Source organism: Oerskovia sp. Root918 (assembly GCF_001428945.1).
Lineage (GTDB): Bacteria > Actinomycetota > Actinomycetes > Actinomycetales > Cellulomonadaceae > Oerskovia > Oerskovia enterophila.
In genome coordinates this window covers 85,567-108,563 of sequence record NZ_LMJG01000013.1, presented here as the reverse complement: position 1 = coordinate 108,563, position 22,997 = coordinate 85,567, and the positions used below count along the sequence as shown (strand labels likewise).

19 protein-coding genes and 2 pseudogenes are annotated in these 22,997 nt (G+C 71.5%); 8 read left to right on the top strand and 13 right to left on the bottom strand.

The window, feature by feature from the left end; all coding sequences use genetic code 11:
* From ASE27_RS20920 to ASE27_RS11620, 7 genes and pseudogenes are all read right to left on the bottom strand, one after another.
* The coding region (locus ASE27_RS20920) for an indolepyruvate ferredoxin oxidoreductase subunit alpha (RefSeq protein ID WP_369819018.1) at nucleotides 1-179 on the bottom strand (179 nt) is incomplete at its 3' end.
* Nucleotides 180-326: 147 nt separating this feature from the next.
* A pseudogene (locus tag ASE27_RS11640) lies at nucleotides 327-857 on the bottom strand (superoxide dismutase); the annotation flags it as partial.
* A 1-nt stretch (nucleotide 858) separates the two neighbouring features.
* Nucleotides 859-955 (bottom strand): annotated as a pseudogene (locus ASE27_RS20915) (superoxide dismutase); the annotation flags it as partial.
* Between the two features lie 179 nt (nucleotides 956-1,134).
* On the bottom strand, nucleotides 1,135-2,853 hold the full coding sequence (locus ASE27_RS11635; RefSeq protein WP_056650267.1) for a cytochrome bc complex cytochrome b subunit: 1,719 nt from the start codon (nucleotides 2,851-2,853) through the stop codon (nucleotides 1,135-1,137).
* Entirely contained in the window at nucleotides 2,850-3,881 is a 1,032-nt protein-coding gene (locus ASE27_RS11630) for a ubiquinol-cytochrome c reductase iron-sulfur subunit (RefSeq protein WP_056650265.1), read from the bottom strand. Before ASE27_RS11630 ends, ASE27_RS11635 begins: the two co-directional genes overlap by 4 nt.
* The gene (locus ASE27_RS11625; RefSeq protein ID WP_056650262.1) at nucleotides 3,878-4,657 is read right to left on the bottom strand and encodes a c-type cytochrome; all 780 of its coding nucleotides are present in this window, start codon (nucleotides 4,655-4,657) and stop codon (nucleotides 3,878-3,880) included. Before ASE27_RS11625 ends, ASE27_RS11630 begins: the two co-directional genes overlap by 4 nt.
* A gap of 81 nt (nucleotides 4,658-4,738) precedes the next feature.
* Nucleotides 4,739-5,389: a heme-copper oxidase subunit III gene (locus ASE27_RS11620; protein WP_082608858.1), complete on the bottom strand. Its 651-nt coding sequence runs from the start codon at nucleotides 5,387-5,389 to the stop codon at nucleotides 4,739-4,741.
* Between the two features lie 489 nt (nucleotides 5,390-5,878).
* Here ASE27_RS11620 and ASE27_RS11615 point away from each other — a divergent pair, with 489 nt between their 5' ends.
* Nucleotides 5,879-6,352: a hypothetical protein gene (locus ASE27_RS11615; RefSeq protein ID WP_235534393.1), complete on the top strand. Its 474-nt coding sequence runs from the start codon at nucleotides 5,879-5,881 to the stop codon at nucleotides 6,350-6,352.
* Between the two features lie 86 nt (nucleotides 6,353-6,438).
* Nucleotides 6,439-7,494 (top strand): anthranilate phosphoribosyltransferase, encoded by a 1,056-nt coding sequence (gene trpD / locus ASE27_RS11610; RefSeq protein ID WP_056651321.1) that lies wholly within the window; start codon nucleotides 6,439-6,441, stop codon nucleotides 7,492-7,494.
* Nucleotides 7,495-7,630: 136 nt separating this feature from the next.
* On the opposite strand, the gene ASE27_RS11605 is transcribed toward trpD, so the two are convergent.
* Both ASE27_RS11605 and ASE27_RS11600 read right to left on the bottom strand, forming a co-directional pair.
* Entirely contained in the window at nucleotides 7,631-7,912 is a 282-nt protein-coding gene (locus ASE27_RS11605) for an Lrp/AsnC family transcriptional regulator (RefSeq protein ID WP_056650255.1), read from the bottom strand.
* Nucleotides 7,906-9,783, bottom strand: a complete 1,878-nt coding sequence (locus ASE27_RS11600) for a DEDD exonuclease domain-containing protein (RefSeq protein ID WP_082608857.1) — start codon at nucleotides 9,781-9,783, stop codon at nucleotides 7,906-7,908. Before ASE27_RS11600 ends, ASE27_RS11605 begins: the two co-directional genes overlap by 7 nt.
* Before the next feature lie 72 nt (nucleotides 9,784-9,855).
* Here ASE27_RS11600 and ASE27_RS11595 point away from each other — a divergent pair, with 72 nt between their 5' ends.
* Nucleotides 9,856-11,412 (top strand): NYN domain-containing protein, encoded by a 1,557-nt coding sequence (locus tag ASE27_RS11595; protein WP_056650250.1) that lies wholly within the window; start codon nucleotides 9,856-9,858, stop codon nucleotides 11,410-11,412.
* Between the two features lie 77 nt (nucleotides 11,413-11,489).
* On the opposite strand, the gene ASE27_RS11590 is transcribed toward ASE27_RS11595, so the two are convergent.
* Nucleotides 11,490-13,301, bottom strand: coding sequence for a long-chain fatty acid--CoA ligase (locus tag ASE27_RS11590; protein WP_056650247.1), 1,812 nt, complete (start codon nucleotides 13,299-13,301; stop codon nucleotides 11,490-11,492).
* Nucleotides 13,302-13,564: 263 nt separating this feature from the next.
* Here ASE27_RS11590 and ASE27_RS11585 point away from each other — a divergent pair, with 263 nt between their 5' ends.
* Complete coding sequence (locus ASE27_RS11585; protein ID WP_056650244.1) at nucleotides 13,565-14,512, top strand: ROK family glucokinase; 948 nt, start codon at nucleotides 13,565-13,567, stop codon at nucleotides 14,510-14,512.
* Nucleotides 14,513-14,721: 209 nt separating this feature from the next.
* Here ASE27_RS11585 and ASE27_RS11580 read toward each other — a convergent pair whose 3' ends face one another.
* A complete protein-coding gene (locus ASE27_RS11580) occupies nucleotides 14,722-15,294 on the bottom strand; it encodes a hypothetical protein (RefSeq protein WP_056650239.1) in 573 nt (190 codons plus the stop codon).
* Nucleotides 15,295-15,354: 60 nt separating this feature from the next.
* Here ASE27_RS11580 and ASE27_RS11575 point away from each other — a divergent pair, with 60 nt between their 5' ends.
* The 3 genes from ASE27_RS11575 to ASE27_RS11565 all read left to right on the top strand — a co-directional run bounded on the left by ASE27_RS11575 (nucleotide 15,355) and on the right by ASE27_RS11565 (nucleotide 18,833).
* On the top strand, nucleotides 15,355-16,146 hold the full coding sequence (locus ASE27_RS11575) for a 1-acyl-sn-glycerol-3-phosphate acyltransferase (RefSeq protein WP_231907543.1): 792 nt from the start codon (nucleotides 15,355-15,357) through the stop codon (nucleotides 16,144-16,146).
* Nucleotides 16,147-16,234: 88 nt separating this feature from the next.
* Nucleotides 16,235-17,473, top strand: coding sequence for a pyrophosphate--fructose-6-phosphate 1-phosphotransferase (locus ASE27_RS11570; RefSeq protein WP_056650236.1), 1,239 nt, complete (start codon nucleotides 16,235-16,237; stop codon nucleotides 17,471-17,473).
* 7 nt (nucleotides 17,474-17,480) lie between these two features.
* Entirely contained in the window at nucleotides 17,481-18,833 is a 1,353-nt protein-coding gene (locus tag ASE27_RS11565; protein WP_056650233.1) for a class II 3-deoxy-7-phosphoheptulonate synthase, read from the top strand.
* Nucleotides 18,834-19,089: 256 nt separating this feature from the next.
* Here the strand turns inward: ASE27_RS11565 and pknB are convergent, their stop codons facing one another.
* Complete coding sequence (gene pknB / locus ASE27_RS11560) at nucleotides 19,090-21,201, bottom strand: Stk1 family PASTA domain-containing Ser/Thr kinase (RefSeq protein ID WP_056650230.1); 2,112 nt, start codon at nucleotides 21,199-21,201, stop codon at nucleotides 19,090-19,092.
* A gap of 126 nt (nucleotides 21,202-21,327) precedes the next feature.
* On the opposite strand from pknB, the gene ASE27_RS11555 reads away from it, so the two are divergent.
* Nucleotides 21,328-21,747, top strand: coding sequence for an Rv2175c family DNA-binding protein (locus tag ASE27_RS11555; protein WP_056650227.1), 420 nt, complete (start codon nucleotides 21,328-21,330; stop codon nucleotides 21,745-21,747).
* A gap of 118 nt (nucleotides 21,748-21,865) precedes the next feature.
* On the opposite strand, the gene ASE27_RS11550 is transcribed toward ASE27_RS11555, so the two are convergent.
* Complete coding sequence (locus tag ASE27_RS11550; RefSeq protein ID WP_056650223.1) at nucleotides 21,866-22,987, bottom strand: polyprenyl synthetase family protein; 1,122 nt, start codon at nucleotides 22,985-22,987, stop codon at nucleotides 21,866-21,868.
* Between the last annotated feature and the right edge of the window lie 10 nt (nucleotides 22,988-22,997).

The window sequence follows — 22,997 nt, the reverse complement described above, 5'->3', positions numbered from 1 at the left end:
TCGTCCTCGTAGTAGATCGCCTCCACCGGACACACCGGCTCGCACGCACCACAGTCCACACACTCGTCAGGATGGATGTACAACGACCGCTTGCCCTCRTAGATGCAGTCCACCGGACACTCCTCGATGCACGCCTTGTCCTTCACGTCCACACAAGGCTGAGCAATCACGTAGGTCACGGCGGACCACCTTTCTGGAGGGTTCTGGCTGCCCGCAGGAAAGCCCCGGCAGCGTCGCGCGTGGTGCGCGCCGCGGTGCCGGGGCCGTTCCCGTTCACGCGGGTCTCGTCGCGACGGCCCACGAGGACCGTCGAGGTGAGGGAGAGGTCAGGCGGGGATGATGAGGCCTTCGCCCTGGGTGCGGGCGCGTGCGAGGCGTGCGTCGGCGTCTGCCCAGTTGACGAGGTTCCACCAGGCGGTGACGTAGTCGGCGCGCACGTTCTGGTAGTCGAGGTAGTAGGCGTGCTCCCAGACGTCGAGCAGGACGATGGGGACCAGGCCCAGGGCGATGTTGCCCTGCTGGTCGTAGAGCTGGACGATGATGAGCTTCTTGCCGAGGGTGTCCCAGGCGAGGATGGCCCAGCCCGAGCCCTGGACGCCGGCGGCGACCGCGGCGAAGTGCTTCTTGAACTTCTCGAACGAGCCGAAGTCCTCGTCGATGGCTGCGGCGATGTCGCCCGTGGGCTCGCCGCCGCCCTCGGGRGAGAGGTTGGTCCAGAACGCGGAGTGGTTGACGTGGCCGCCGAGGTTGAACGCGAGGTTCTTCTCGTGGAGGTTGACCGCGGCCAGGTCGCCCGAGTCGCGGGCCTCGGCGAGCTTGTCGAGCGCCCAACCTCGCCGAGCTCCTCACCTCCGCCCNGGTGCTTGGAGTGGTGCAGCTCCATGATGCGGCCGGAGATGTGGGGCTCGAGTGCGCCGTAGTCGTACGACAGCTCGGGAAGGGTGTAGACAGCCATGCCGGATTGCCTCCTGGATCGTGTGCCGCGCCGGAGAGGAGCGACATCTTTGACGAACGCGCTCGAGAGCGGCAAATGCGATCGAACGCGACACCGGTGGAACGCAGAAGACCCGCGAGATTGTTCCGGCCGAGGCCGAGACAATCTCACGGGTCTTCTGGTGCCCCGCGGGGAGCGGGTCAGTGCTTGGTGCTGCCGGCCCCGGTGTCGTCAGGGCTGACGATGTGGCTGCCGCCACCCACGGCCGACCCGGACTCGACGGCGTGCGTCGTGTCCGCGGCGCCCAGGGCGTCGTGCTCTCCGTGCGAGTGCGATGCCGCGAGCTCGGACGGGGTCACGGGCTCGACCCGGTCCTCGTAGAAGAACTGCGACAGACGCTGGAGTCGACGGTCCTTCTTGTAGCGCTTGCGGCGGACACCGCGCGAGTCGGTCGCCGGGTCGATCTCGAGCGGGGCGTGGGCCGTGTAGTTCACACGGAGCCAGCGCTCCTGCTCGTCGAGCGGACGGTGGACCTCGATGTACTCGCCGTGCGCGAAGCGCACGATGCGGCCGGTCTCGTGCCCGTGCAGGACGAGCTCGCGGTCCTTGCGCTGGAGCCCGAGGCAGATGCGCTTGGTGATCCAGAAGGCGATCACCGGACCGACGAAGAGCAGGACCCGGAACACCCAGGTGATCGCGTTGATCGACAGGTGGAAGTGCGTCGCGATGAGGTCGTTCGACCCGGCCAGGGCCAGGATGATGAACGCCGTCAGGAACGCGACACCGAGCCCGGTGCGGACCGGGACGTTGCGCGGGCGGTCGAGCACGTGGTGCTCGCGCTTGTCCTTGGTCACCGCGGCCTCGAGGAACGGGTAGACCGCGAGGAACGTGAACAGCAGGCCTGGGATCACGACCGCCGGGATGAGGATGTTGAGCGAGAGCGTGTAGCCCGCGATCACGTACTCGGTCTGCCCCGGCATGAGTCGTAGCGAACCCTCGAGGAAGAGCATGTACCAGTCGGGCTGGGCGCCCGCCGAGACGGGGGAGGGGTCGTACGGCCCGTAGTTCCACACGTTGTTGATGGCCATCGTGGCGCCCATGGCGGCGATGACGCCGAACACCACGAAGAAGAAGCCACCGGCCTTGGCGACGTACACGGGGAAGAGCGGGAAGCCCACGACGTTGCCGTTGGTGCGGCCGCCACCCGGGTACTGCGTGTGCTTGTGCAGCACGACGAAGAACAGGTGGAGCGCGACGAGCGCCAGGATGAGGCCCGGGACCACGAGGATGTGGAGCGTGAAGAGCCTCGGGATGATGTGCTCGCCAGGGAACTCGCCACCGAAGATGAAGTAGGACATGTACGACCCGATGACCGGGATCGACTTGACCACGCCGTCGGTGATGCGCAGGCCGTTGCCGGACAGGACGTCGTCCGGGAGCGAGTAGCCCGTGAAGCCCGCGGCGAGCCCCATGATCATCAGGAGGAACCCGACCATCCAGTTGAGCTCGCGGGGCTTGCGGAACGCGCCGGTGAAGAACACGCGCATCATGTGGGTCACGATCGCGGCCATGAACAGCAGCGCCGACCAGTGGTGGATCTGGCGCATGAGCAGGCCGCCGCGCACCTCGAACGAGGTGTGCAGCGTCGAGGCGAAGGCCTCGGACATGAGCACGCCGTTCATGGTCGCCGGCTCACCGTGGTACGTGACCAGGCCCATGCTCGGCACGAAGAACATCGTCAGGAAGAATCCCGAGATGATCAGGACGACGAACGAGTAGAGGGCGATCTCGCCCAGGAGGAACGACCAGTGGTCGGGGAAGACCTTCCGGGCGAACTCCTTCACGGCCCCGGCGATGCCGGTCCGCTGGTCCAGGTAGTCTGCGGTCGCTTCAGCGGGTCCCGCGGTGCTGGTGCTCACTTCAGGCGCTCCCAGTAGCTCGGTCCGACGGGCTCGTGGAAGTCGCTCTGCGCAACCAGGTAGCCCTCGTCGTCAACGGTGATCGGCAGCTGCGGGAGCGGCCTCTTGGCCGGGCCGAAGACGACCTTCGCGCCGTCCGCGACGTCGAAGGTCGACTGGTGGCACGGGCACAGCAGGTGGTGCGTCTGCTGCTCGTAGAGCGCGACGGGGCATCCGACGTGGGTGCAGACCTTGGAGTACGCGACGATGCCGTCGTAGGACCAGTCCTTGCGGTCGGGCGCCTCCTTGAGGTCACGCGGGTCGAGGCGGACCATCAGGACGATCGCCTTGGCCTTCTCCGAGATCCACTCGTGGGAGTTGCGCACCTCCTCGGGCACGTCCGGGATCACGTGGAAGGCGCTGCCGATCGTGACGTCCTCGGCCTTGATCGGGCGGCCCGACGGGTCGAGCGCGAGGCGCATCTTGGGCTTCCAGAGGGTGTGACGGAACTTGCTGACGTTCCAGTCTCCACCCACCTCTGCCACGAGGGGAACAGCGATCGCGAGGGGGAACAGCGCGAGGGCCGTCACGACCGCGCCCTTGAGCACGCCACGGCGGGCGATGCCCGAGTCCTCAGCGCCCTCGGTCAGGGCCTGCACGGCCTCGGCACGGACTGCGTCCGAGCTGCGCTGCGCGTGGCGCTCGTCGACGTGCTCGTGGTCCGACATGAGCGTCTTGGCCCAGTGCACGGCCGCGAGACCGATGCCGAGCAGCGCGAAGGCCAGGCCGAGCCCGATGATGAGGTTCGCCGTACGGATGCCCGCGATGGAGGTGTCCTCCGGCAGGGCGAAGAAGGCGACCAGCATGCCGATGGTGCCGATGATCGAGATCGTGAAGAGGATCACGACCTGCATCTCGGCACGCTTGGCGGCCTGGGGGTCACGGTCTGCCATCCGGCTCTTGTGAGCCGGGATACCTGGATCCTGGAAGCGGTCGAGCTCCTGCCCGCCCTGCTTCGTCAGGTCCGTCGAGTTCTGGTTGTCGCTCACGACGACTTCGCTCCGATCCACACAGCGGCGCCGATCAGCAGGCCGAGCCCGACGATCCACGCCCAGAGGCCCTCGCTGACGGGGCCGAGAGAGCCGAGGTCAAGTCCACCGGCAGAACCCTGGCGCTGGTCGACGAGGAACGCGATGACGTCGCGCTTCTCGTCGGGCGTGATGTTCATGTCGTTGAAGACCGGCATGGACTGCGGGCCGGTCAGCATGGCCTGGTAGATGTTGCGCTCGGAGGTGTCCCACAGCGCAGGGGCGAACTTGCCCTCCGAGAGAGCACCGCCCGCGCCGACGGCGTTGTGGCACATCGCGCAGTTGGTGCGGAAGACGGCCGCGCCGTTCGCGGGGTCGCCGAGCGAGGCGTCGATCTGCTCGTCGGTCGGGATCGCCGGGCCGGCGCCCAGGGACGCGATGTACGCAGCGAGCTGCGCAGTCTGCTCGTCGTCGAACTGGCGCGGCTTCTGGATGGCCTGAGGGCCCTCCATCTGCATGGGCATACGACCGGTCGACACCTGGAAGTCGACAGCGGCCGCACCGACGCCGACGAGGGACGGAACGGTGTCCGAGCCCTCCGCGTTCGGGCCGTGGCAGGTGGCGCAGTTCGCCTGGAAAAGCTTCTGGCCAGTCTCGATGTCCTCAGTGCTGGCGGTGTCAGCGCTGGCTGGACTCGGGGCAAAGGCGGCGTAGACGCCGCCGGTGACCAGCAGCGCCAGCAGCAGCAGCACGACCGGAGCGAAGCGGTGGTGTCTGCGGGCGGCGAGTGCCTTCACGAAATGATCCTCGTCTCGCAAGTGGGGGGTGCAGGGGGCAGGTGTGGTTGTCCGGGCATCGGTGCCGCGGGCGTCACCGCGTCAACGGAGGATGTAGATCACGAAGAACAGCGCGATCCACACGACGTCGACGAAGTGCCAGTAGTAGGACGTCACGATGCCGGTCGTGGCCTCGTGGTGCCCGAAGTTCTTGGCGGAGAAGGACCGGCCGAGAAGGAACAGGAAGGCGATCAGACCACCGACGACGTGGATGCCGTGGAAGCCCGTGGCCATGAAGAAGACCGAGCCGTAGGGGTGCGACGAGATGGTGAGTCCCTCGTGCACGAGCTCGGCGTACTCGTAGATCTGACCACCGATGAAGAACGAACCCATGATGTACGTGAGCGTGATCCACTCGTTCATCCCCCACCGGTTGACCTGGAAGATCGATCCGGTGCGGACGGGCTGGAAGCGCTCCGCCGCGAGGACTCCGAGCTGGCAGGTCACGGAGGACAGGACCAGCACCGACGTGTTGATCACGGCGAAGGGGATGTTGAGCTTCTCGGTCTGAGAAGCCCACTCCTCTGCCGGGATCACCGAGCGTGCGGTGAAGTACATAGCGAACAGTCCAGCGAAGAACATGAGCTCGCTGGCCAGCCACACGATCGTCCCGACCGAAACTGGGTTCGGTCGGTTGACGCTCACGTGCTGGTGGGCGTGGGGGGCAGCCGTTGCGGTCGACACACCAGCCATTATGGCCGACGTCGGAGCGATTTGGGCCATCGAACCAGGGGGTGGCGCGCGGCGAATCTCACAAAGTCTCCAGATCTCCCCACCAAGCCCTGCACTTCGTGACGGATCGCGTTGAAGTGCCATGAAAGGGCGTCATTCCGGGCGTTCTGCGAAGAGTGTGGCCCTGGGTATTTCCTGACGGTGCGCCGGGAATTGCCATGAAACAACGACGATGATCGGTGCTCCCGACGGCACGCGAGGCACCCCGGCGGTCGCGGTGTCCCCGCAGCGATGCCGGCCGCGGGCGCCGCCCTGTCCGGTGGGCGGACGCGGGCCGGTCGTCGCCGGTGCGGGGGGTGCCGTGGCGCGACCCGACGTGCCAAGATGCCGGGGAGCGCTGTGCCCGTCGAGCAGGTGCCGGTCGGCGACCGTGCACCGCGGGCACGGTGCCACCAGACCCGGCCGGGACCGGTCGGGACCACGTGAGACCCGAACGAGATGGAGGCGACGATGACGTCGACCACGAGCGGCACGACGACCACGTCCACCGGCGGCGTGCTGTCCGCGCAGGGCACGGCCGTCGAGCCGACCACCGCGCCCCGTGAGGCGCGCGCTCCCCGCATCCTGCTCTACAGCGACGACGCGACCGTCCGCGAGCAGGTCCGGATGGCGGTCGGACGTCGGGTGCGGGTCGGTGCTCCTGACATCGTCTGGAAGGAGGTCGCGACCGCTCCTGCGGTCGTCGCCGCGGCCGACGCGGGCGGCTGGGACCTCCTCGTGCTCGACGGCGAGGCCGACAAGGCCGGGGGCATGGGGCTGTCTCGTCAGCTCAAGAACGAGATCTACGAGTGCCCTCCCGTTCTGGTCCTCACGGGCAGGCCCCAGGACGGTTGGCTAGCATCGTGGTCGCTCGCCGACGATGCCGTTCCTCGGCCCTTCGACGCGATCGAGCTGCAGCGGGCGATCGTCTCGCTGATCGAATGACCTCATGAAGGGCAGGTCCTGTGACCACGACCCCGGGCAACCCGGCACACGCTTCCTCCGACCCCACGCCGCCGGCCACCGTCCTGGTGTCCGAGCAGCCGGAGCCGACGTGGCCCGGGCTCCTCACGGAGCTCATCGCCGGCCATGACCTGAGCGCCGCGCAGACCGCATGGGCCATGGACAGGGTGATGACGGGCGAGGTCAGCCCCGTCCGCCTCGGAGCGTTCCTGATCGCGCTGCGGTCCAAGGGCGAGACGGTCGGTGAGCTGCGGGGCCTCGCGGACTCGATGCTCTCGCACGCGACGCGCTTCCAGGTCGCGGGTCCCTCGGTCGACATCGTGGGGACAGGGGGCGACCGTGCGCACACGGTCAACGTCTCGACGATGGCCGCCGTGGTCATCGCCGGGACCGGGGTGCGTGTCGTCAAGCACGGCAACCGTGCCGCGTCGTCGTCGTCGGGTTCGGCGGACGTGCTCGAGGTCCTGGGCATCCGGCTGGACCAGGCGCCCGAGCGCGTGGCCCAGATCGTCGACGAGGTCGGCATCACGTTCTGCTTCGCGCAGGTCTTCCACCCCTCGTTCCGGCACTCGGCGGTCGCTCGCAAGGAGCTCGGCGTGCCCACCGCCTTCAACTTCCTGGGGCCGCTCACGAACCCGGCGCAGCCTCGCGCCGCCGCGATCGGGGTGGCCGACGAGCGCATGGCCCCGCTCGTCGCGGGGGTCTTCGCGTCCCGTGGTGCGTCGGCGATCGTCTTCCGCGGCGACGACGGCCTCGACGAGCTGGCGGCGACGGGCACCTCGACGATCTGGGAGGTGCGCGACGGGGCGGTGACCGTCCACTCGCTCGACGCGGCCCGCGACCTCGGTCTCCAGCGGATCACGGTCGAGGACCTGCGCGGGGCCGACGCGGTGTTCAACGCCGAGGTCGCCCGGCGCGTCTTCGCGGGCGACCCGGGGCCTGCGCGCGAGACGGTCCTGCTCAACGCGGCAGCCGCGCTCGTCGCGGACGCGAGCCTGCCGGGGACCGCGGAGGGCCCCCTCGTCGAGCGCATCGCGGCCGGCATGCAGCACGCCGCCACGAGCATCGACTCGGGGGCGGCCGCGGCCGCCCTCGATCGCTGGGTCGCCGCGTCGTCGCGCTGACACGTACCGGTGGGGCGGCCTGCGAGGGCCGCCCCACCGAGGTTCCAGCGGTTCGTCAGGACAGGAGCCGCCTGTGCGGCGCCGCGCGCCGACTCGCGGCGCGGCGCCCTGTCCGGTCCGCCTCGACCTGCGCGGGTCAGTCGTCCAGGCCGAGGGCGAACGCCTGCTCGAGGTCCACGTCGGAGTACGCGCGGAACGCGATGAACGTCTCGGTGCGCAGCACGCCGTGCACCTTGCTGATCTTGTCGGCGATCACGTCGGCGAGGTCGTCGTGCTCGTTGACGCGCACCATCGCGACGAGGTCCGCCTTGCCGGTCACCGAGTAGACCTCGCTGACACCCTTGAGCGAGGCGACGTGCGAGGCGACCTCCGGGATGAGGTTCGGTTCGGTGTCGATCAGCACGATCGCGGTCAGCATGGGTCCTCCGTCGGGTCCGTGGCACGTGGTTCGCCGGTCGGGGAACCGCTGCCCAATCTAGCCCTGCCGTGGTGGGCGACGCGCTGCGCGGTGCGGGTGCCGTCCGCGAAGGCGCGGGCCGAGCGGACGGGCCACGCGAGCGGGTGGCTGACGTCGACGAGCCGGACCCCTGGCTGCTCGAGCCATCCCAGGACCAGGTCGGCCTCGTGGGGGTGGCACGCGGGCGCGGGCGCCACGGGGGCCGGGACGTCCTCGGCTGTCGCGACGAGCGCGTCGATCGTGGGCCAGGGGTCGGCGCCGGAGGGGGAGAGGCCCGTGGCGGCGAGCCGCGCGTGCCGCACGACCACGATCTCCCAGCGGGAGCCCTCGATGGGGCGGGCAGCGACGAGCTGGGCGCACGCCGCGAGCGGGTGGAGCCGCTGGGCGCGCCCGGCGCCCAGGAGGAAGGCCTCGAGCCGGGAGGTGACGTCGGCAGCCTGCTCGTAGCGCTCGGTCGCGGCGAGCTCGGCGATGCGCGCGGTCAGGTGCTCGACGACGTCGCCCGGGTCGGTGAGCATGGTCGCCCGTGCGCGCCCCACCACGGCCGGGTAGCCCTGCGGCTCCTGCGCGGTGGTGCACGGAGCGCCGCAGCGTCCCATCTCGGCGAGGGCGCACGCGCTCGCCCCCCGGGCGGGCAGCAGCGGGAGCCGCGAGGTGCACTGGCGCACGGGGAGGGCGTCGTGCAGGGCGTCGATCGCGAGCTGTGCCTGGCGCCGCGACGAGTACGGACCGATGTGCACGGCGTCCGCGCGCACCTCCTGGACGATCGACAGGCGGGGGTGGTGCTCGCTCGTCAGACGGACCCAGCTCATGCGTTCGGGGAACTTGGACCGACGGTTGTAGCGCGGCGAGTGCTCGGCGATCAGCCGGAGCTCGCGCACCTGGGCCTCGAGCACCGTGGCGCACTCGACCGGCGTGACGGCGTGGGCGATGCGGACCATCTCGGTCATGCGGCCACGCTTCTCCGCGGCCGTGAAGTAGCTGCGCACCCGGCGCCTGATCGACGTCGAGGTGCCCACGTAGAGGACCTCCTCGCCGGGACCACGGAACATGTAGACACCTGGCCCGTCGGGTAGTCCGTCGGCGAGCGTGCGCTTGCGCCGGACGTCGGCCGGGACCGGGTCGGTCGCGGTCGCGAGGTCCTCGAGGTGCGTGACCCCGAACGGCGCCATGCGTTCGAGCAGCGCGTGCAGCACGTCGACCGTCGCGCGCGCGTCGGCCAGCGCGCGGTGCTCGGGGGTCACGGTCGCGTGGAAGAGCGCGGCCAGGGTCGAGAGCTTGTGGTTGGGGGCCTCGTCGCGGGTCACGACGCGTCGCGCGAGCGGCACGGTGTCGAGGACCTGGTTGCCCGGCCACTCGTAGCCCGCGTCCCGGGCGGCGGCCTTGAGGAAGCCGATGTCGAACGGCGCGTTGTGCGCGACGAGCACCGCGCCGCGGGAGAACTCCAGGAAGCTGGGCAGCACGGCCTCGATGGGTGGGGCGGTCGCGACCATCCCCGTGGTGATCCCCGTGAGGCGCGCGATGAACGCGGGGACCGGGGTACCAGGGTTGACGAGGGTCTGGAACTCGCCGAGCACCTCGCCGCCGCGGACCTTGACCGCCCCGATCTCCGTGATCCCGGCCGAGGCGGGCGAGCCGCCCGTCGTCTCGAGGTCCACGACCACGAAGGTCACGTCCTGCAGGGGCGTACCGAGCTCGTCGAGCCCGAGCTGGACCGGAGCGGCTCCCTCGACCGCCGTGGGCGTGAAGGCGTGGACCGAGAGCAACCGGGGCCCGCCCGGCGCGGGCGGTCGGCGTGGTGCGTCCCGGGTGGGGACGGTCGTGGACGACATGGGGTGAAGGTAGCCGCGGGCACTGACACGTCCGTCCGCGCGATGCATGTTCGCTGCCCGTAGTGTGGACCCATGGATGGGACGAGTCGGGACAAGAAGGACACACCGCATCGGTCGGACGACGCGCCGCCCGACCCGCTCGTCGTCCCCTCCGTCGTCCGCAACCAGCTCCTCGAGCTCTCCGCGCGTGTCCTGGGCACCTGGGAGCCGTCGACCGTCCCGGTGCCCCTGCGCAGGGTCCGCACGTTCGCGCCACGCCGGCGCGCGGTGTCGGGCGCGGCGCCGCTGTGGCAGGCGCTCGAGACCAGTGCGTCGTTCCGGCACGCGGTCGCGGCCGCGTGGAGCACCGCGCACCCGCGGGAGGCACGAGCCCTCCGGCCCGACGGCGGCACGTCGGCGGGAGGTGACGCCGCCCAGGGCGCGGCGGGCGCGGGAGGCGAGGCGCGCGGCGACGCCACGCCCGAGGCGGCGGAGGCCCTGGTCCCCACCCCCACGTCGGACGACTCGAGCACGACGACAGGTACGGCTCCCGCGCGGGACCGGGGCTCCGCCGTCGGGCAGGGGGAGGGCGAGGGAGCGCGGGCCGCGAGCGACCTCGTGGAGCTGGCCGTCGGCGCGTTCCTCCTGCGACCCGACGGCTGGGAGGTCCACCTGGCTCGCGCGGCCGAGGCCCTCGAGGCGCAGGCCGAGGCGCAGCGCCGCGCGCTGGAGGCCGAGCGCGCCGCGGGGGAGCGCGACCGGGCCGTCGCGGAGCTCGCCGCGGCCCAGGAGGCAGCGGCGGCGGACCGCGCAGCGCTCGAGGAGGCGCGGGCCGAGATCGCGACCCTGCGTCGGCAGGAGCGCAAGCTCCGCTCGGACGCCGACCGTGCCCGCGCCGAGGCGCGGTCAGCGCTCGCCGAGGCCGCCTCGCGCACCGAGGCCGCCGAGGCGCTCGCGGCCCGGGCCGCCGACGAGCGGCGCGAGGCGTCGGTCGCGCTCGACCGGGCGCACGCGGCCCGGGACGAGGCGCGCACGCTCACGCACACCGGTGCCGAGCTGGCCAACGCGCGCGCCCGGCTCCTGCTGGAGACGGTCGTGGACGCGGCCGTCGGGCTCCGTCGCGAGCTCGGGATCCCGCCGACCACGCTCCGCCCGGCCGACACCGTCGCTCCCGCGGACAGCGCGGGTGCCCCAGGGGTCCCCGGCCGCACCCGGCCCGGGTCGCGCGGGCGTGCCGGGGACGATCCCGCGCTGCTCGACGACGTCCTGGCCGTCCCCCAGATGCACCTGATCGTCGACGGGTACAACGTGACCAAGACCGGCTTCGGAGCGCTGACCCTCGCGCAGCAGCGCCGCCGTCTCGTGGACGGGCTCGTGCGCGTCGCGTCGCGCACGGGAGCCGAGGTCACGTGCTGCTTCGACGGCCAGGACCTGGGCCACCTGCCGCCCGCGAGCACCCGCGGGGTGCGCGTCCTGTTCACGTCGGGCGAGATCGCCGACCACCTGATCCGCCGGCTCGTCGCGGCCGAGCCGGAAGGCCGGCCCGTCGCGGTCGTCACGAGCGACCGGGAGGTCGCGGACGACGTCCAGGCCATGGGGGCCGTGGCGATCGGGTCGCCCGCGCTCGTCGCGCGGCTCGCGCGGCTCTGAGAGCGGGGACCGCGGACAGCAGGACGGCCGGCCCCCTCGGGGGGACCGGCCGTCCTGCGGTGCGCTCTCCGTGCGGATCAGTGGGCGGCAGCACCCGCGTAGATCGCGTCGACCTCGACCGAGAAGTCCTGGAGCACGACGTTGCGCTTGACCTTGAGCGAGGGCGTCAGGTAGCCGTTCTCGACCGTGAAGTCCGTCGTCAGGATCGTGAACTTGCGGATGGACTCGGCGCGCGAGACGGCCTTGTTGGCGCGGTCGACCGCGGTGTCGAGCGCTGCGAGGACGTCGACGTCGATCGCTGCGGCCTCGACGGTCATGGGCTCCTTGCCGTGCATCGCGAGCCACCCGGGCAGGCCCTCGGGATCGATCGTCATGAGCGCGCCGATGAACGGCTGCCCGTCCCCGACGACCACGCACTGGCTGACCAGGGCGTGCGCACGGATGCGGTCCTCGAGCACGGCCGGGGCGACGTTCTTGCCGCCCGCGGTCACGATGATCTCCTTCTTGCGGCCCGTGATGCGCAGGAACCCGTCGGCGTCGAGCGAGCCCAGGTCGCCCGTGCGGAACCAGCCGTCGACGAACGCGTCCTGCGTGGCCTGCGGGTTGTTGTGGTACCCGCGGAACACGTGGTGGCCCTTGAGGAGGATCTCGCCGTCCTCGGCGATCCTGGCCCCGCAGCCCGGGAGCTGGGGCCCGACGGTGCCGATCTTGGTCGCGGTCGGACGGTTCACCGACGTCGGCGCGGTGGTCTCCGTCAGGCCGTAGCCCTCGAGGATGCGCACGCCGATGCCGCGGTAGAAGTGTCCGAGCCGCTCGCCGAGCGGGGCGCCGCCCGAGACGGCCCACTTGGTCTGCCCGCCGAGCGCCGCACGCAGCTTCTTGTAGACGAGCGCGTCGGCGACCTTGTGCTGGAGCTTGAGACCGATGCCCGGGCCCTTGGGGTCGTCCAGGGCGCGGGAGTAGGCGATCGCGGTCGCGGCGGCCCAGTGGAAGATCTTGACCTTGCCACCGGCGGCGGCCTTCTGCTCCGAGGAGTTGTAGACCTTCTCGAACACGCGGGGGACCGAGAGGATGTAGGTCGGCTTGAACTCGCCCAGGTCCTCGAGGAGGGTCTTGGTGTCCGGGGTGTGCCCGAGGACCGTGCCGCCCGCCACGACGAGCACTCCGATGAAGCGCGCGAACACGTGCGCCAGGGGCATGAACAGCAGCGTGCGACCGTTCGCCTCGGCGAAGACCTCGGGCAGCGCCTTCACGGCGTTGACGGTCAGCGAGTAGAAGTTCTCGTGCGTGAGCTCGGCGCCCTTGGGCCGTCCCGTGGTGCCCGAGGTGTAGATGATGGTCGCGACGTCCGCGAGGTTCGCGAGGCCGCGACGGCGGGCGATCTCGTCGTCGCTGACGTCCTTGCCCGCCTCCTTGAGCGCGGCGATCCCGCCGTCGTCGATCACGAACACCTGGCCCAGCTCGGGCGCCTGTGCCCGGACCTCCTCGACCGTGGCGGCGTGCGCGGGCGACTCGACCACGAGCAGCCTGACCCCAGCGTCCGAGAGGATCCACTGGACCTGCTCGGCGCTCGAGGTCTCGTAGAGCGGCACGGGCACCGCTCCCGCGGCCCACGTGGCCCAGTCGAGCAGGGTCCACTCGTAGCGGGTGCGGGACATGATGCCGACGTGCTCGCCGGGCTGGATGCCCAGGGCCACGAGGCCCTTGGCGACGGAGACGACGTCGGCGTCGACCTCCCGTGCGGTCAGTGTCTTCCAGGGGGCGCCCGGCCCGCTCTTGACCTCGACCATCGGCTGGTCGGGCCCGGCCGCGACACGGCTGGCGAAGAGGTCGTTGAGGTTGTCGAGGGGATCGACATCGATGATGCGCGGTGCGCTGAACTCGTCCATGCTGGCTCCAGTGGCAGAAGTCGACGGTGTGAGAACACTACCCACAGGTCGGAAGTGTCGTTGACCGCCTCCGAGTCGGTACTCTTCATGGTGCTGTGCGCTGTTGCGCAAGATTTCAGGCCGTACCTGGGCGAACGCCGGGATCGACCGACGATCGGAGCCGACGGACGTACGCAGAACCGATGCCGAGGCGGTGCACAACCGTTACCGGCGGGTGTTCCCATCCTGTGAGTTCCAGACCGCTACGTGAGTGAGGACCTGACATGCATGCCATCGGAGTCGACATCGGCGGAACGAAGATCGCCGCGGGTGTGGTCGACGAGAACGGCAAGATCCTTGCGCAGACGCGTCGCGACACCGAGCCCGACGACGTCGCGAGCATCGACGCAGCGGTCGCGGACGTGTACGCCGAGCTGTCCAAGGAGTTCGAGGTCGAGGCCATGGGCCTGGCCGCAGCCGGCTTCGTGAGCCCCGACCGCACGTCGGTCCTCTTCGCCCCCAACATCGCGTGGCGCGAGTACCCGCTGGCTGACAAGGTCCGCGCGCTGATCGGCGACGACGACGTGAAGATCGTCGTCGAGAACGACGCCAACGCCGCGGGCTGGGCCGAGTTCCAGTTCGGCGCGGGACGCGACGCCTCGGACATGCTCATGCTCACGGTCGGCACGGGGCTGGGCGGCGCGATCATCGTCGACCGCAAGCTCGTGCGCGGTCGCTGGGGTGTGGCGGCCGAGGTCGGGCACATGCGCGTCGTGCCCGGCGGGCACTACTGCGGGTGCGGCCACGAGGGCTGCTGGGAGCAGTACGCGTCGGGCAGCGCGCTCGTGCGCGACGGCCAGGCCGCGCTCATCGCCCAGCCGGACCGCGCTGCCGCGCTGCTCGAGCTCGCGGGCGGCGACGCCTCCAAGCTCAACGGCCCCCAGATCACGCAGGCCGCGCAGGACGGCGACGAGCTCGCGATCGAGCTGCTCGCGACCCTCGGCCGGTGGATCGGCGAGGGTGCAGCCTCGGTGACGGCGCTGCTCGACCCCGAGCTGATCGTCATCGGCGGTGGCGTCGGCGCAGCCGGCGACCTGCTGCTCCAGCCCGTGCGCAAGGCGTTCGCCGACCAGCTCTCGGCTCGTGGGCATCGCCCCGAGGCGCAGATCGACCTCGCCCAGCAGGGCAACGAGGCCGGCATCGTCGGCGCCGCGGACCTCGCTCGCAGCTAGTCGCATCGCCTCTGTCACGGGAACGGCCCCCGACCTCTGCACGAGGTCGTGGGCCGTCCGGCTTCTCGGCACGCCCCGTCAGGGGAGATGGCCGGTCGGTCGTCCCGCCCGGGTGCGCAGCGCACCCGGGGCGCGCGACGTCGTCGGGCACGGGAGCGCACGACCCGGCGCCGCCCGGACCCTGCCGCGGTGCGTGCGGGAGGCGTCCGTCAGACGACGGCGCCCGGCCCCGCACGGTCGTCCTCACGGCGGTGGGGCATGCGCCACACGAGCACCGCGAGCCCGACCAGGAACAGGCCGCCCGCGACCTGGGCCACGATCGTCGGGAACGGGCGGAGCACGACCATCCCGACGAGCAGGAGGATCGGGATGCCGGCGACCAGGCCCCAGGCCATGGTGAGCAGCGGGTCGCGGCCCATGCCGATGTCCGGGTCCGGGGGAGTGAAGTGGCTCTCGGCCTCCTCGAGGTCCTCGACCTCGGGCGTGGCCGGCCAGTCCCGGGGGCCGGCCGGGCCCTGGACCCAGGGCGCGACCGGGAACGTCTCGTGCAGGTCGCGCGGGGCCGAGGGGCGCGCGTCGGGCCCGGACGGGCCGGGACCCGCCTCGGCGACGGCCGACTCCGCCGCGGCCGAGACGTCCGAGAGGTCCGCCACGATGTCGGCCCAGCGGGCCTCGACGTCGGGGAGGTCGTCCTTCGGCGTGGTCGGCTGGTCGTCGGTCGGCTCGATCGCGTCGTCCTTCCCGTCGTTCTCGTCCTGCGGTCCTGCATTCGGTGCGGCCATGGGGTTCACTCTAGAGTCGGAACCGCAGCCCGTGTTCGCGGGGTGCTCCAAGGAGGAACGTTGTTCTACTGGTTCATGAAGCAGGTGATGGTCGGCCCCCTGCTCCGGCTGCTGTACCGTCCGTGGACGCGCGGCGTCGACAACGTCCCCGACGAGGGCGGAGCGATCCTCGCGAGCAACCACCTCGCGGTCATCGACTCCTTCATCCTGCCCCTCGTGCTGAACCGCAAGGTCCAGTTCCTCGGGAAGTCCGACTACTTCACGGGCAAAGGCGTCAAAGGGCGTCTGACGGCCGGGTTCATGCGGGGCGTGGGCACCATCCCCGTCGACCGTGCGGGCGGCAAGGCCAGCGAGGCCGCGCTCAACACCGGCCTGCGGGTCCTGGGCGACGGTGAGCTGTTCGGCATCTACCCCGAGGGCACGCGCAGCCCCGACGGGCGCCTGTACCGCGGCAAGACCGGCGTGGCCCGCCTCGCGCTCGAGTCCGGCGCGCCCGTCGTCCCGGTCGCGATGATCGGCACCAACATCGCCCAGCCCATCGGCAAGGTGATCCCCAAGCCCATGCGGATCGGGATCGTGATCGGCGAGCCGCTCGACTTCAGCCGCTACAAGGGCATGGAGAACGACCGCTTCATCCTGCGCGCCGTCGCGGACGAGATCATGTACGCGATCATGAGCCTGTCGGGCCAGGAGTACGTGGACATCTACGCCGCGACGGCCAAGGCGCGCCTCGCGGCCGGACCCGCCGCTACCACACCTCCCGCCTCGCCCGCAGCGCCGGGCGGCAGGCCGGTCCCGGACGTCCAGGTGCCGGAACCGCCGCAGGAGGACCCCGCGCCGTCAGTAGACTGAGGGAGCAGGCCGTCCCGCTGCCCCGGGGGATCCCCGGCGTCGATCGACGCAGGCACGGCGGCATCCTTCAACGAGAGGCTCCTTTGCTATGTCTGATCGTCGGCAGGTTCGTCGCGTCGCACTCCTGACGGCCGGTGGTTTCGCCCCGTGCCTGTCCTCCGCCGTGGGCGGTCTGATCGAGCGCTACACCGAGCTCGCCCCCGAGGTCGAGATCATCGCCTACCAGCACGGCTACCACGGCCTGCTGACCGGCAACAAGATCGTCGTCGACGAGGAGACCCGGAAGAACGCGGGCATCCTGCACCGCTTCGGCGGCTCGCCGATCGGCAACTCGCGCGTCAAGCTCACCAACGCGAAGGACTGCGTCAAGCGCGGCCTCGTCCAGGAGGGCCAGGACCCGCTGCAGGTCGCCGCGGAGCAGCTCAAGGCCGACGGCGTCGACGTCCTGCACACCATCGGTGGCGACGACACCAACACGACCGCGGCGGACCTCGCGGCCTACCTGCACGAGAACGACTACGAGCTCACGGTCGTGGGCCTGCCCAAGACGATCGACAACGACGTGATCCCGATCCGTCAGTCGCTCGGTGCGTGGACCGCCGCCGAGGAGGCCGCGGGCTTCGCGCGCAACATCATCGGCGAGCACCGCTCGGGCCCGCGCATGCTGATCGTGCACGAGGTCATGGGCCGTCACTGCGGCTGGCTGACCGCCGCCTCGGCCGCCGAGTACCGCAAGTGGCTCGACACGCAGGAGTGGGTCCCGGGCATCGGCCTGACCAAGGAGCGGTGGGACATCCACGCGGTGTTCGTCCCCGAGCTCGCGCTCGACATCGAGGCCGAGGCCGCGCGTCTGCGCACCGTCATGGACGAGGTCGGCAACGTCAACATCTTCCTGTCCGAGGGCGCGGGCATGAACGAGATCGTCGCGCAGCTCGAGGCGTCGGGCGAGACGGTCGAGCGCGACCCGTTCGGCCACGTCAAGCTCGACACCATCAACCCGGGTGCCTGGTTCGCCAAGCAGTTCGCGGAGAAGCTCGGCGCCGAGAAGACCATGGTCCAGAAGTCGGGCTACTACTCGCGCGCCGCGGCCGCGAACGCCGAGGACCTGCGCCTCATCAAGTCGATGACGGACCTCGCCGTGGACTGCGCGTTCAAGGGCGAGTCGGGCGTGATCGGCCACGACGAGGAGAACGGCGACCGCCTGCGCGCGATCGAGTTCCCGCGCATCGCGGGCGGCAAGGCGTTCGACGTCTCCCAGCCGTGGTTCGGCGACCTGCTGGGCGAGATCGGCCAGCCGCTCGTGCCCGCTGCTCCCACGGCGCACTGATCCGCTGATGGCGACCACGACCGGCGCGGAGATCACCCAGGGACTGGACGCGTTCCGTTCCCTCGTCGCGCAGCAGCAACCCACGTGGCCCGACGCCGCGGCCCTCGCGGACGTGTCCGCGCGGCTCGCGGCCTCCGCGCCGCTCGTGGTCCCCTCGGAGGCCGACACCCTGCGCTCGCGGCTCGCCGCCGCGGGCCGGGGTGAGGCCTTCCTCCTGCAGGGCGGTGACTGCGCCGAGACGTTCGCGGACGCCAACGCCCTGCGCATCCGCAACAAGGTCCGCACCATCCTGCAGATGGCCGTGATCCTGACGCACGGCGCGAGCATGCCCATCGTGAAGATGGGTCGGCTCGCGGGGCAGTACGCCAAGCCGCGCAGCTCGAACGACGAGACGCGCGAGGGGGTCACGCTGCCCGCGTACCGCGGCGACATGGTCAACGGGCACGCCTTCACGACCGAGGACCGCGTCCCGGACCCCGAGCGGCTCATGCAGGCCTACCGGATCTCGTCGGCGACCCTCAACGTGGTCCGGGCGTTCACGGGTGGCGGTTTCGCCGACCTGCGACAGGTGCACGAGTGGAACCGCGGCTTCATGCGCAACCCCGCATACGCGCGCTATGAGAGCACGGCCGCGGAGATCGACCGCGCGATCCGCTTCATGAAGGCGTGCGGGGTCGACTTCGACGCGCTGCGCACGGTCGAGTTCTTCGTGAGCCACGAGGCGCTCATCCTCGACTACGAGCGCTCGCTCACGCGCATCGACTCGCGCTCGGGCAACGCGTACGACACCTCGGGGCACTTCCTGTGGATCGGTGAGCGCACGCGCCAGCTCGACGGCGCGCACGTGGACTTCCTGTCGCGCGTGGCCAACCCGATCGGGGTCAAGCTCGGTCCCACCACGGCTCCCGACGACGCGCTGCGCCTGATCGACAAGCTCAACCCGGACGCGATCCCGGGCCGGCTGACGTTCATCACGCGCATGGGAGCGAGTCGGATCCGCGACGCGCTGCCCGCGCTCGTCGAGGCCGTGCGCGAGTCCGGCGCCCCCGTCACGTGGGTCACGGACCCCATGCACGGCAACACCATCACCTCGGACAGCGGGTACAAGACGCGCCGCCTCGAGGACGTCCTGGACGAGGTCCGCGGCTTCTTCGAGGTCCACCGCGCGCTCGGCACGGTGCCCGGTGGCCTGCACGTCGAGCTCACGGGCGACGACGTGACCGAGGTGCTGGGCGGCAGCGAGGAGATCGACGACGCGGGGCTGGCCCTGCGTTACGAGACCCTCGTGGACCCGCGCCTGAACCACCAGCAGTCGCTCGAGATGGCCTTCCAGGTCGCGGAGATGCTCCAGGCACGCTGAGCCGGCGTCCGCTCACGACCGGGCTCGAGGCCCGGGAAGACCCCATGCAGCCCGACGGCGGCGCACCCGCAGGTGCGCCGCCGTCGGGCTGTCTCGTACCGGTTGAGAGGGCGTGCGCGAGGTCGACGGGCCCGGAGGGGGCCGCGAGGTAGAGGGGAACCGTCGAGGTAGAGGCGTGCAGCCCTCTACCTCGACGCGAGCCCTCTACCTCGCGAACGGCCAGGTGGCCGAGCCGGGGTCAGAGGACCGAGCAACGTCAGAAGACGTTGACGACGACCGTCGACCCCTTGGGCGCGGTCTTCCCGGCCCCGCCCTCGGGGGACTGGGCGTAGACGATGTTGAGCGGGCTGATGCCCTGCGGGTGGCGCACCTCGACGACGAAGCCCGCGTCCGTGAGCATCTTCTCGGCCTCGGTGACGTTGCGCCCGTAGGTGTTGGGGATCTCGACGAGCGGCGGGCCGAGCGAGACGACGAGCGCGACCTTGTCACCGCGGTGGCCCTCGGTACCGTTCTCGGGGGTCTGGCTGATGACGAGCCCCGCGGCGACCGTCTCGGAGTAGTCGTCGGTCGAGCTCGGGTCGAGGCCGAGGTCGGTGAGGGCCGTGAGCGCGGCGTCCTTCTCGATCCCCACGACCTGCGGCACCGTCACGGGGGCGGGCCCCTGGGAGACCGTCAGCTGGACGACGGTGCTGTGGGGCTGCGAGCTGCCCTCGGGCACCGAGACGGCGAGCACGTCGCCCGCGGGCATGTTGTCGCTGTAGTCCTCGACCGGGTCGCCGACCTCGAAGCCCGCGGCCTCGAGGGCAGCGGTCGCGGAGTCAGCCGTGGTCCCGACGAGCCCGGTCGGGACGTCGAGCATCTTGACCCCGAGCGAGACCAGCAGGTTCACCGCACCGTCCTTGCGGACCTTGCCGCCCGCGGGGGGATCGGTCGAGATCACCGTGCCGGCCGGGAAGCTGTCGTCGTAGGCCTCCTTGACCGTGCTGCGCAGGTCGACCGCCCGGAGCGTCGTCTCGGCCTCGGCCTGCGTCGCGCCCACGAGGTTCCCGGGGACCGCCGTGTAGGCGCCCGGGCCGCTGAGGAACCACCAGGACGCGCCGACCGCGGCCCCGGCGAGGAGCAGGACGACCACGAACCACCACCAGCCGGCGCGCCGACGGCGTGACCGGGGTGAGGGGGTGTCGTCGGAGCCGTCGACCTCCAGGTCCCCGCGCGACATCGCGAGCGTGTGCTGCACGCCGTCGCCCTGGGCCGACGTCGTGACCAGGTGAGCGGTCGACGCGGGCCCGATACCCGTGAGGACGGTCGTCGGGGTCGAGTCGGGCTGGGCGGCCGAGGGTGAGGCCGTGGCGCCGGTCTGCCGGTCCGCGGCGGCGCGAGACGCGCCGGCCGTCGCGGCCCCCACCGCGGCGACCGAGGCCAGCACGGCCGTCGCACCGGAGTCCGGGCTCTTTCGGTCCGTGCCTGCCGTGCCGCTGCTCGCGGGGACCGATCGCCGGTCGAGGACGGCCGGGTCGAGCGCTGCCCGGGTCTGGCGCACCAGGGTCAGGGCCGCCCCGGCGTCGACCGGCCGGTCGTCGGGTGTGCGCGCCGCGAGGGCGCAGACCAGCACGTCGAGCTCGGCGGGGAGCCACGGTTCGACGTCGGAGGGTGGCGGCACGTCGGAGTTGACGTGCTGGAAGGCGACCTGCAGCGGGGTCTCGCCCGTGTAGGGGAGGCGGCCCGTGAGCATCTCGTAGGCCATGACGCCGACCGCGTACACGTCCGTCCGTGCGTCGCAGCGGCCCGACGTGATCAGCTCGGGGCCGAGGTAGGCGACCGTGCCGAGGATGGTGCTGGTCGCGGTCGACGCGGCCTCCGTCACGGCACGTGCGAGACCGAAGTCCGCGACCTTGACGTGCCCCGACGCGTCGATCAGGACGTTCTCCGGCTTGACGTCGCGGTGGACCAGGCCCTTGCGGTGGGCCGCGGCCAGGGCGTCCAGGATCTCCTCGAGCAGCTCGAGGGTGCGGCCCACGGCCAGCGCGCGCTCGTCCTGCAGGACGTGGCGGAGCGTCGTGCCCGGTACGTACTCCATGGTCAGGTAGCTGGTCTCGCCGTCGATCCCCTGGTCGTAGACGGCGACCACGCCCGCGTGGGTCAGGCCCGCCGCGGCCCGCGCCTCGCGCCGGAAGCGCGAGACGAACTCCGCGCCGTCCGAGCCCTCGGCCAGGTGGGGGTGCATGACCTTGAGCGCGACCTCGCGGTCGAGTCGTCGGTCCAGCGCCAGGTACACCGTGGCCATGCCGCCACGGGCGATCTTGGACACGACCTCGTACCGCCCGTCGACCAGGCGGCCGACGAACGGATCAGTCGTCACAGTTGCCACGTGGGAAGTCTAGGCGTCCTGGGACGTGGAACCGGTGAGGCGCCGCATCGTGGTGGTGGGGGTCGTGCGGACGGATCGTGAGCGACGGGGGCGGGCGCCGTGCCCGGAGCCACGTACGCTGGTCCCGTGACTGATGTGACTGACCTCGAGCAGCTCGTTCCCGAGTGGCTGACCCTTCCCCAACTCGCCGAGGTGCTCGGCACGACCGTGACGCAGGCCCGCAGCATCGTCCAGGACCGGCGCGTCGTCGGCGTCAAGCGTGGCGAACGCACCTCGTTCCAGATCCCCGCGGCCTTCGTGGTCCCGGCGCACCGGGCCAACCCGGCCAACGTGGCGCCCGCCCCCGAGAACCCCGAGGACGGGCGCCACGTGGTGCTCATGTCCGTGCAGGGCACGGTCGCGGTCCTCACCGACTTCGGTTTCACCGACGCGGAGATCATCGAGTGGCTCTTCAGCCCGGACGAGGCGCTCGGGACGTCGCCCATGGAGGCGCTGCTCGCCGGACGCAAGGCCGAGGTGCGTCGGGTCGCCCAGGCGCTGCTCTGACCTCCTGACGCCCGGCGCCGCTCGGCGGTGACGCGCACCGTCGAGCGGCGACCGTCGGACGCGCGCCGCCGGAGGCGCAGCGCGGGCCGGACGGTGTCCGACGCCGACGCGCCGAGCCTCAGGCCGTGCGCTGCACCGCGGCGCGCGCGAGCTCGGCGACCACCTCGGCACCCGGCGCCGCGAGGTCGGCTGCGTCGAGCGCTGCGAAGGCCTGTTCGCTCAGCTCGTCGATGAGCCGCTCGACCGCCGCGACCGCGCCGGTCTCGACCAGCAGCCCACGCAGCGTGTCGACCGTGGCCAGGTCCAGCGCGGGGTCGCCCAGAGCACCCAGCAGCAGCTCGCGCTGGGCAGGCGTCGCGGTCCGCAGCGCCCGCGAGACCAGCACGGTCCGCTTGCCCTCGCGCAGGTCGTCCCCGGCGGGCTTGCCCGTCGTGGACGGGTCGCCGAACACTCCCAGCAGGTCGTCGCGGAGCTGGAAGGCCTCGCCGATCGGCAGACCGTAGGTGGGCACCGCCGCGAGGCGGTCGGGGGAGGCGCCCGCGAGGGCCGCCCCCAGCGCGAGCGGGTGCTCGACCGAGTACCGCGCCGACTTCGAGCGGATCACCGCGCGCGCCCTGGCCTCGTCGGCGTCGAGGTCCTGGCCCCACGGCACGGCCTGCGCGAGCACGTCCAGGTACTGCCCGACCGTGACCTCGGTCTGCATGTCGTCGAACAGCGTCCGGGTCCGCAGCGCGACGTCCTCGGGGACCCCGACGAGCGCCCCACGGATCTCCGCCTGGCTCCCGATGAGGCACAGGTCGCCGAGCAGGATCGCGGCCGACGAGCCGTACTGGACGTCGCTGCCGGACCAGGCCGCGTCGCGGTGCCGGGCCGCGAACGCCCGGTGCGCGGCGGGGCGGCCGCGCCGGGTGTCGGAGTTGTCCATGACGTCGTCGTGGAAGAGCGCGGCCGCCTGGAAGAGCTCGAGCGCGGCGCCCGTCCGGACGGCCGCGCGCCGGCGTCCGTCGTCGACCTGGCCGCCGTGCGCGCGCCAGGACCAGTAGCAGAAGGCGGCTCGCAGCCGCTTGCCGCCCGTGAGCAGGTCGGCGGTCGCCTGGGCGAGCGGTGCGGCGTCCTCGCCGATCGCGGCGAGCTGGGCCCGCTGGGTGTCGAGGAAGGCACTGAGAGCCGCGTCGACGTCGGGGCGGAGGTTCTCGCGGTCGACGGGCGGTGAGGCGGGCGCAGGGGCGTCAGCAGGCATGACCGCAGCC

Excerpts from the sequence above, each read along its gene's own strand:
- ASE27_RS11615 (WP_235534393.1), top strand. The coding sequence starts at position 5,879 with ATGACGTCGACCACGAGCGGCACGACGACCACGTCCACCGGCGGCGTG.
- ASE27_RS11565 (WP_056650233.1), top strand. The coding sequence starts at position 17,481 with ATGGCGACCACGACCGGCGCGGAGATCACCCAGGGACTGGACGCGTTC.
- ASE27_RS11585 (WP_056650244.1), top strand. The coding sequence starts at position 13,565 with ATGCATGCCATCGGAGTCGACATCGGCGGAACGAAGATCGCCGCGGGT.
- ASE27_RS11550 (WP_056650223.1), bottom strand. The coding sequence starts at position 22,987 with ATGCCTGCTGACGCCCCTGCGCCCGCCTCACCGCCCGTCGACCGCGAG.
- ASE27_RS11600 (WP_082608857.1), bottom strand. The coding sequence starts at position 9,783 with ATGTCGTCCACGACCGTCCCCACCCGGGACGCACCACGCCGACCGCCC.
- ASE27_RS11570 (WP_056650236.1), top strand. The coding sequence starts at position 16,235 with ATGTCTGATCGTCGGCAGGTTCGTCGCGTCGCACTCCTGACGGCCGGT.
- ASE27_RS11620 (WP_082608858.1), bottom strand. The coding sequence starts at position 5,389 with ATGGCTGGTGTGTCGACCGCAACGGCTGCCCCCCACGCCCACCAGCAC.
- ASE27_RS11595 (WP_056650250.1), top strand. The coding sequence starts at position 9,856 with ATGGATGGGACGAGTCGGGACAAGAAGGACACACCGCATCGGTCGGAC.
- ASE27_RS11590 (WP_056650247.1), bottom strand. The coding sequence starts at position 13,301 with ATGGACGAGTTCAGCGCACCGCGCATCATCGATGTCGATCCCCTCGAC.
- ASE27_RS11605 (WP_056650255.1), bottom strand. The coding sequence starts at position 7,912 with ATGCTGACCGCGATCGTGCTGATCGACACCGAACCGAACCTCATCCCG.
- ASE27_RS11580 (WP_056650239.1), bottom strand. The coding sequence starts at position 15,294 with ATGGCCGCACCGAATGCAGGACCGCAGGACGAGAACGACGGGAAGGAC.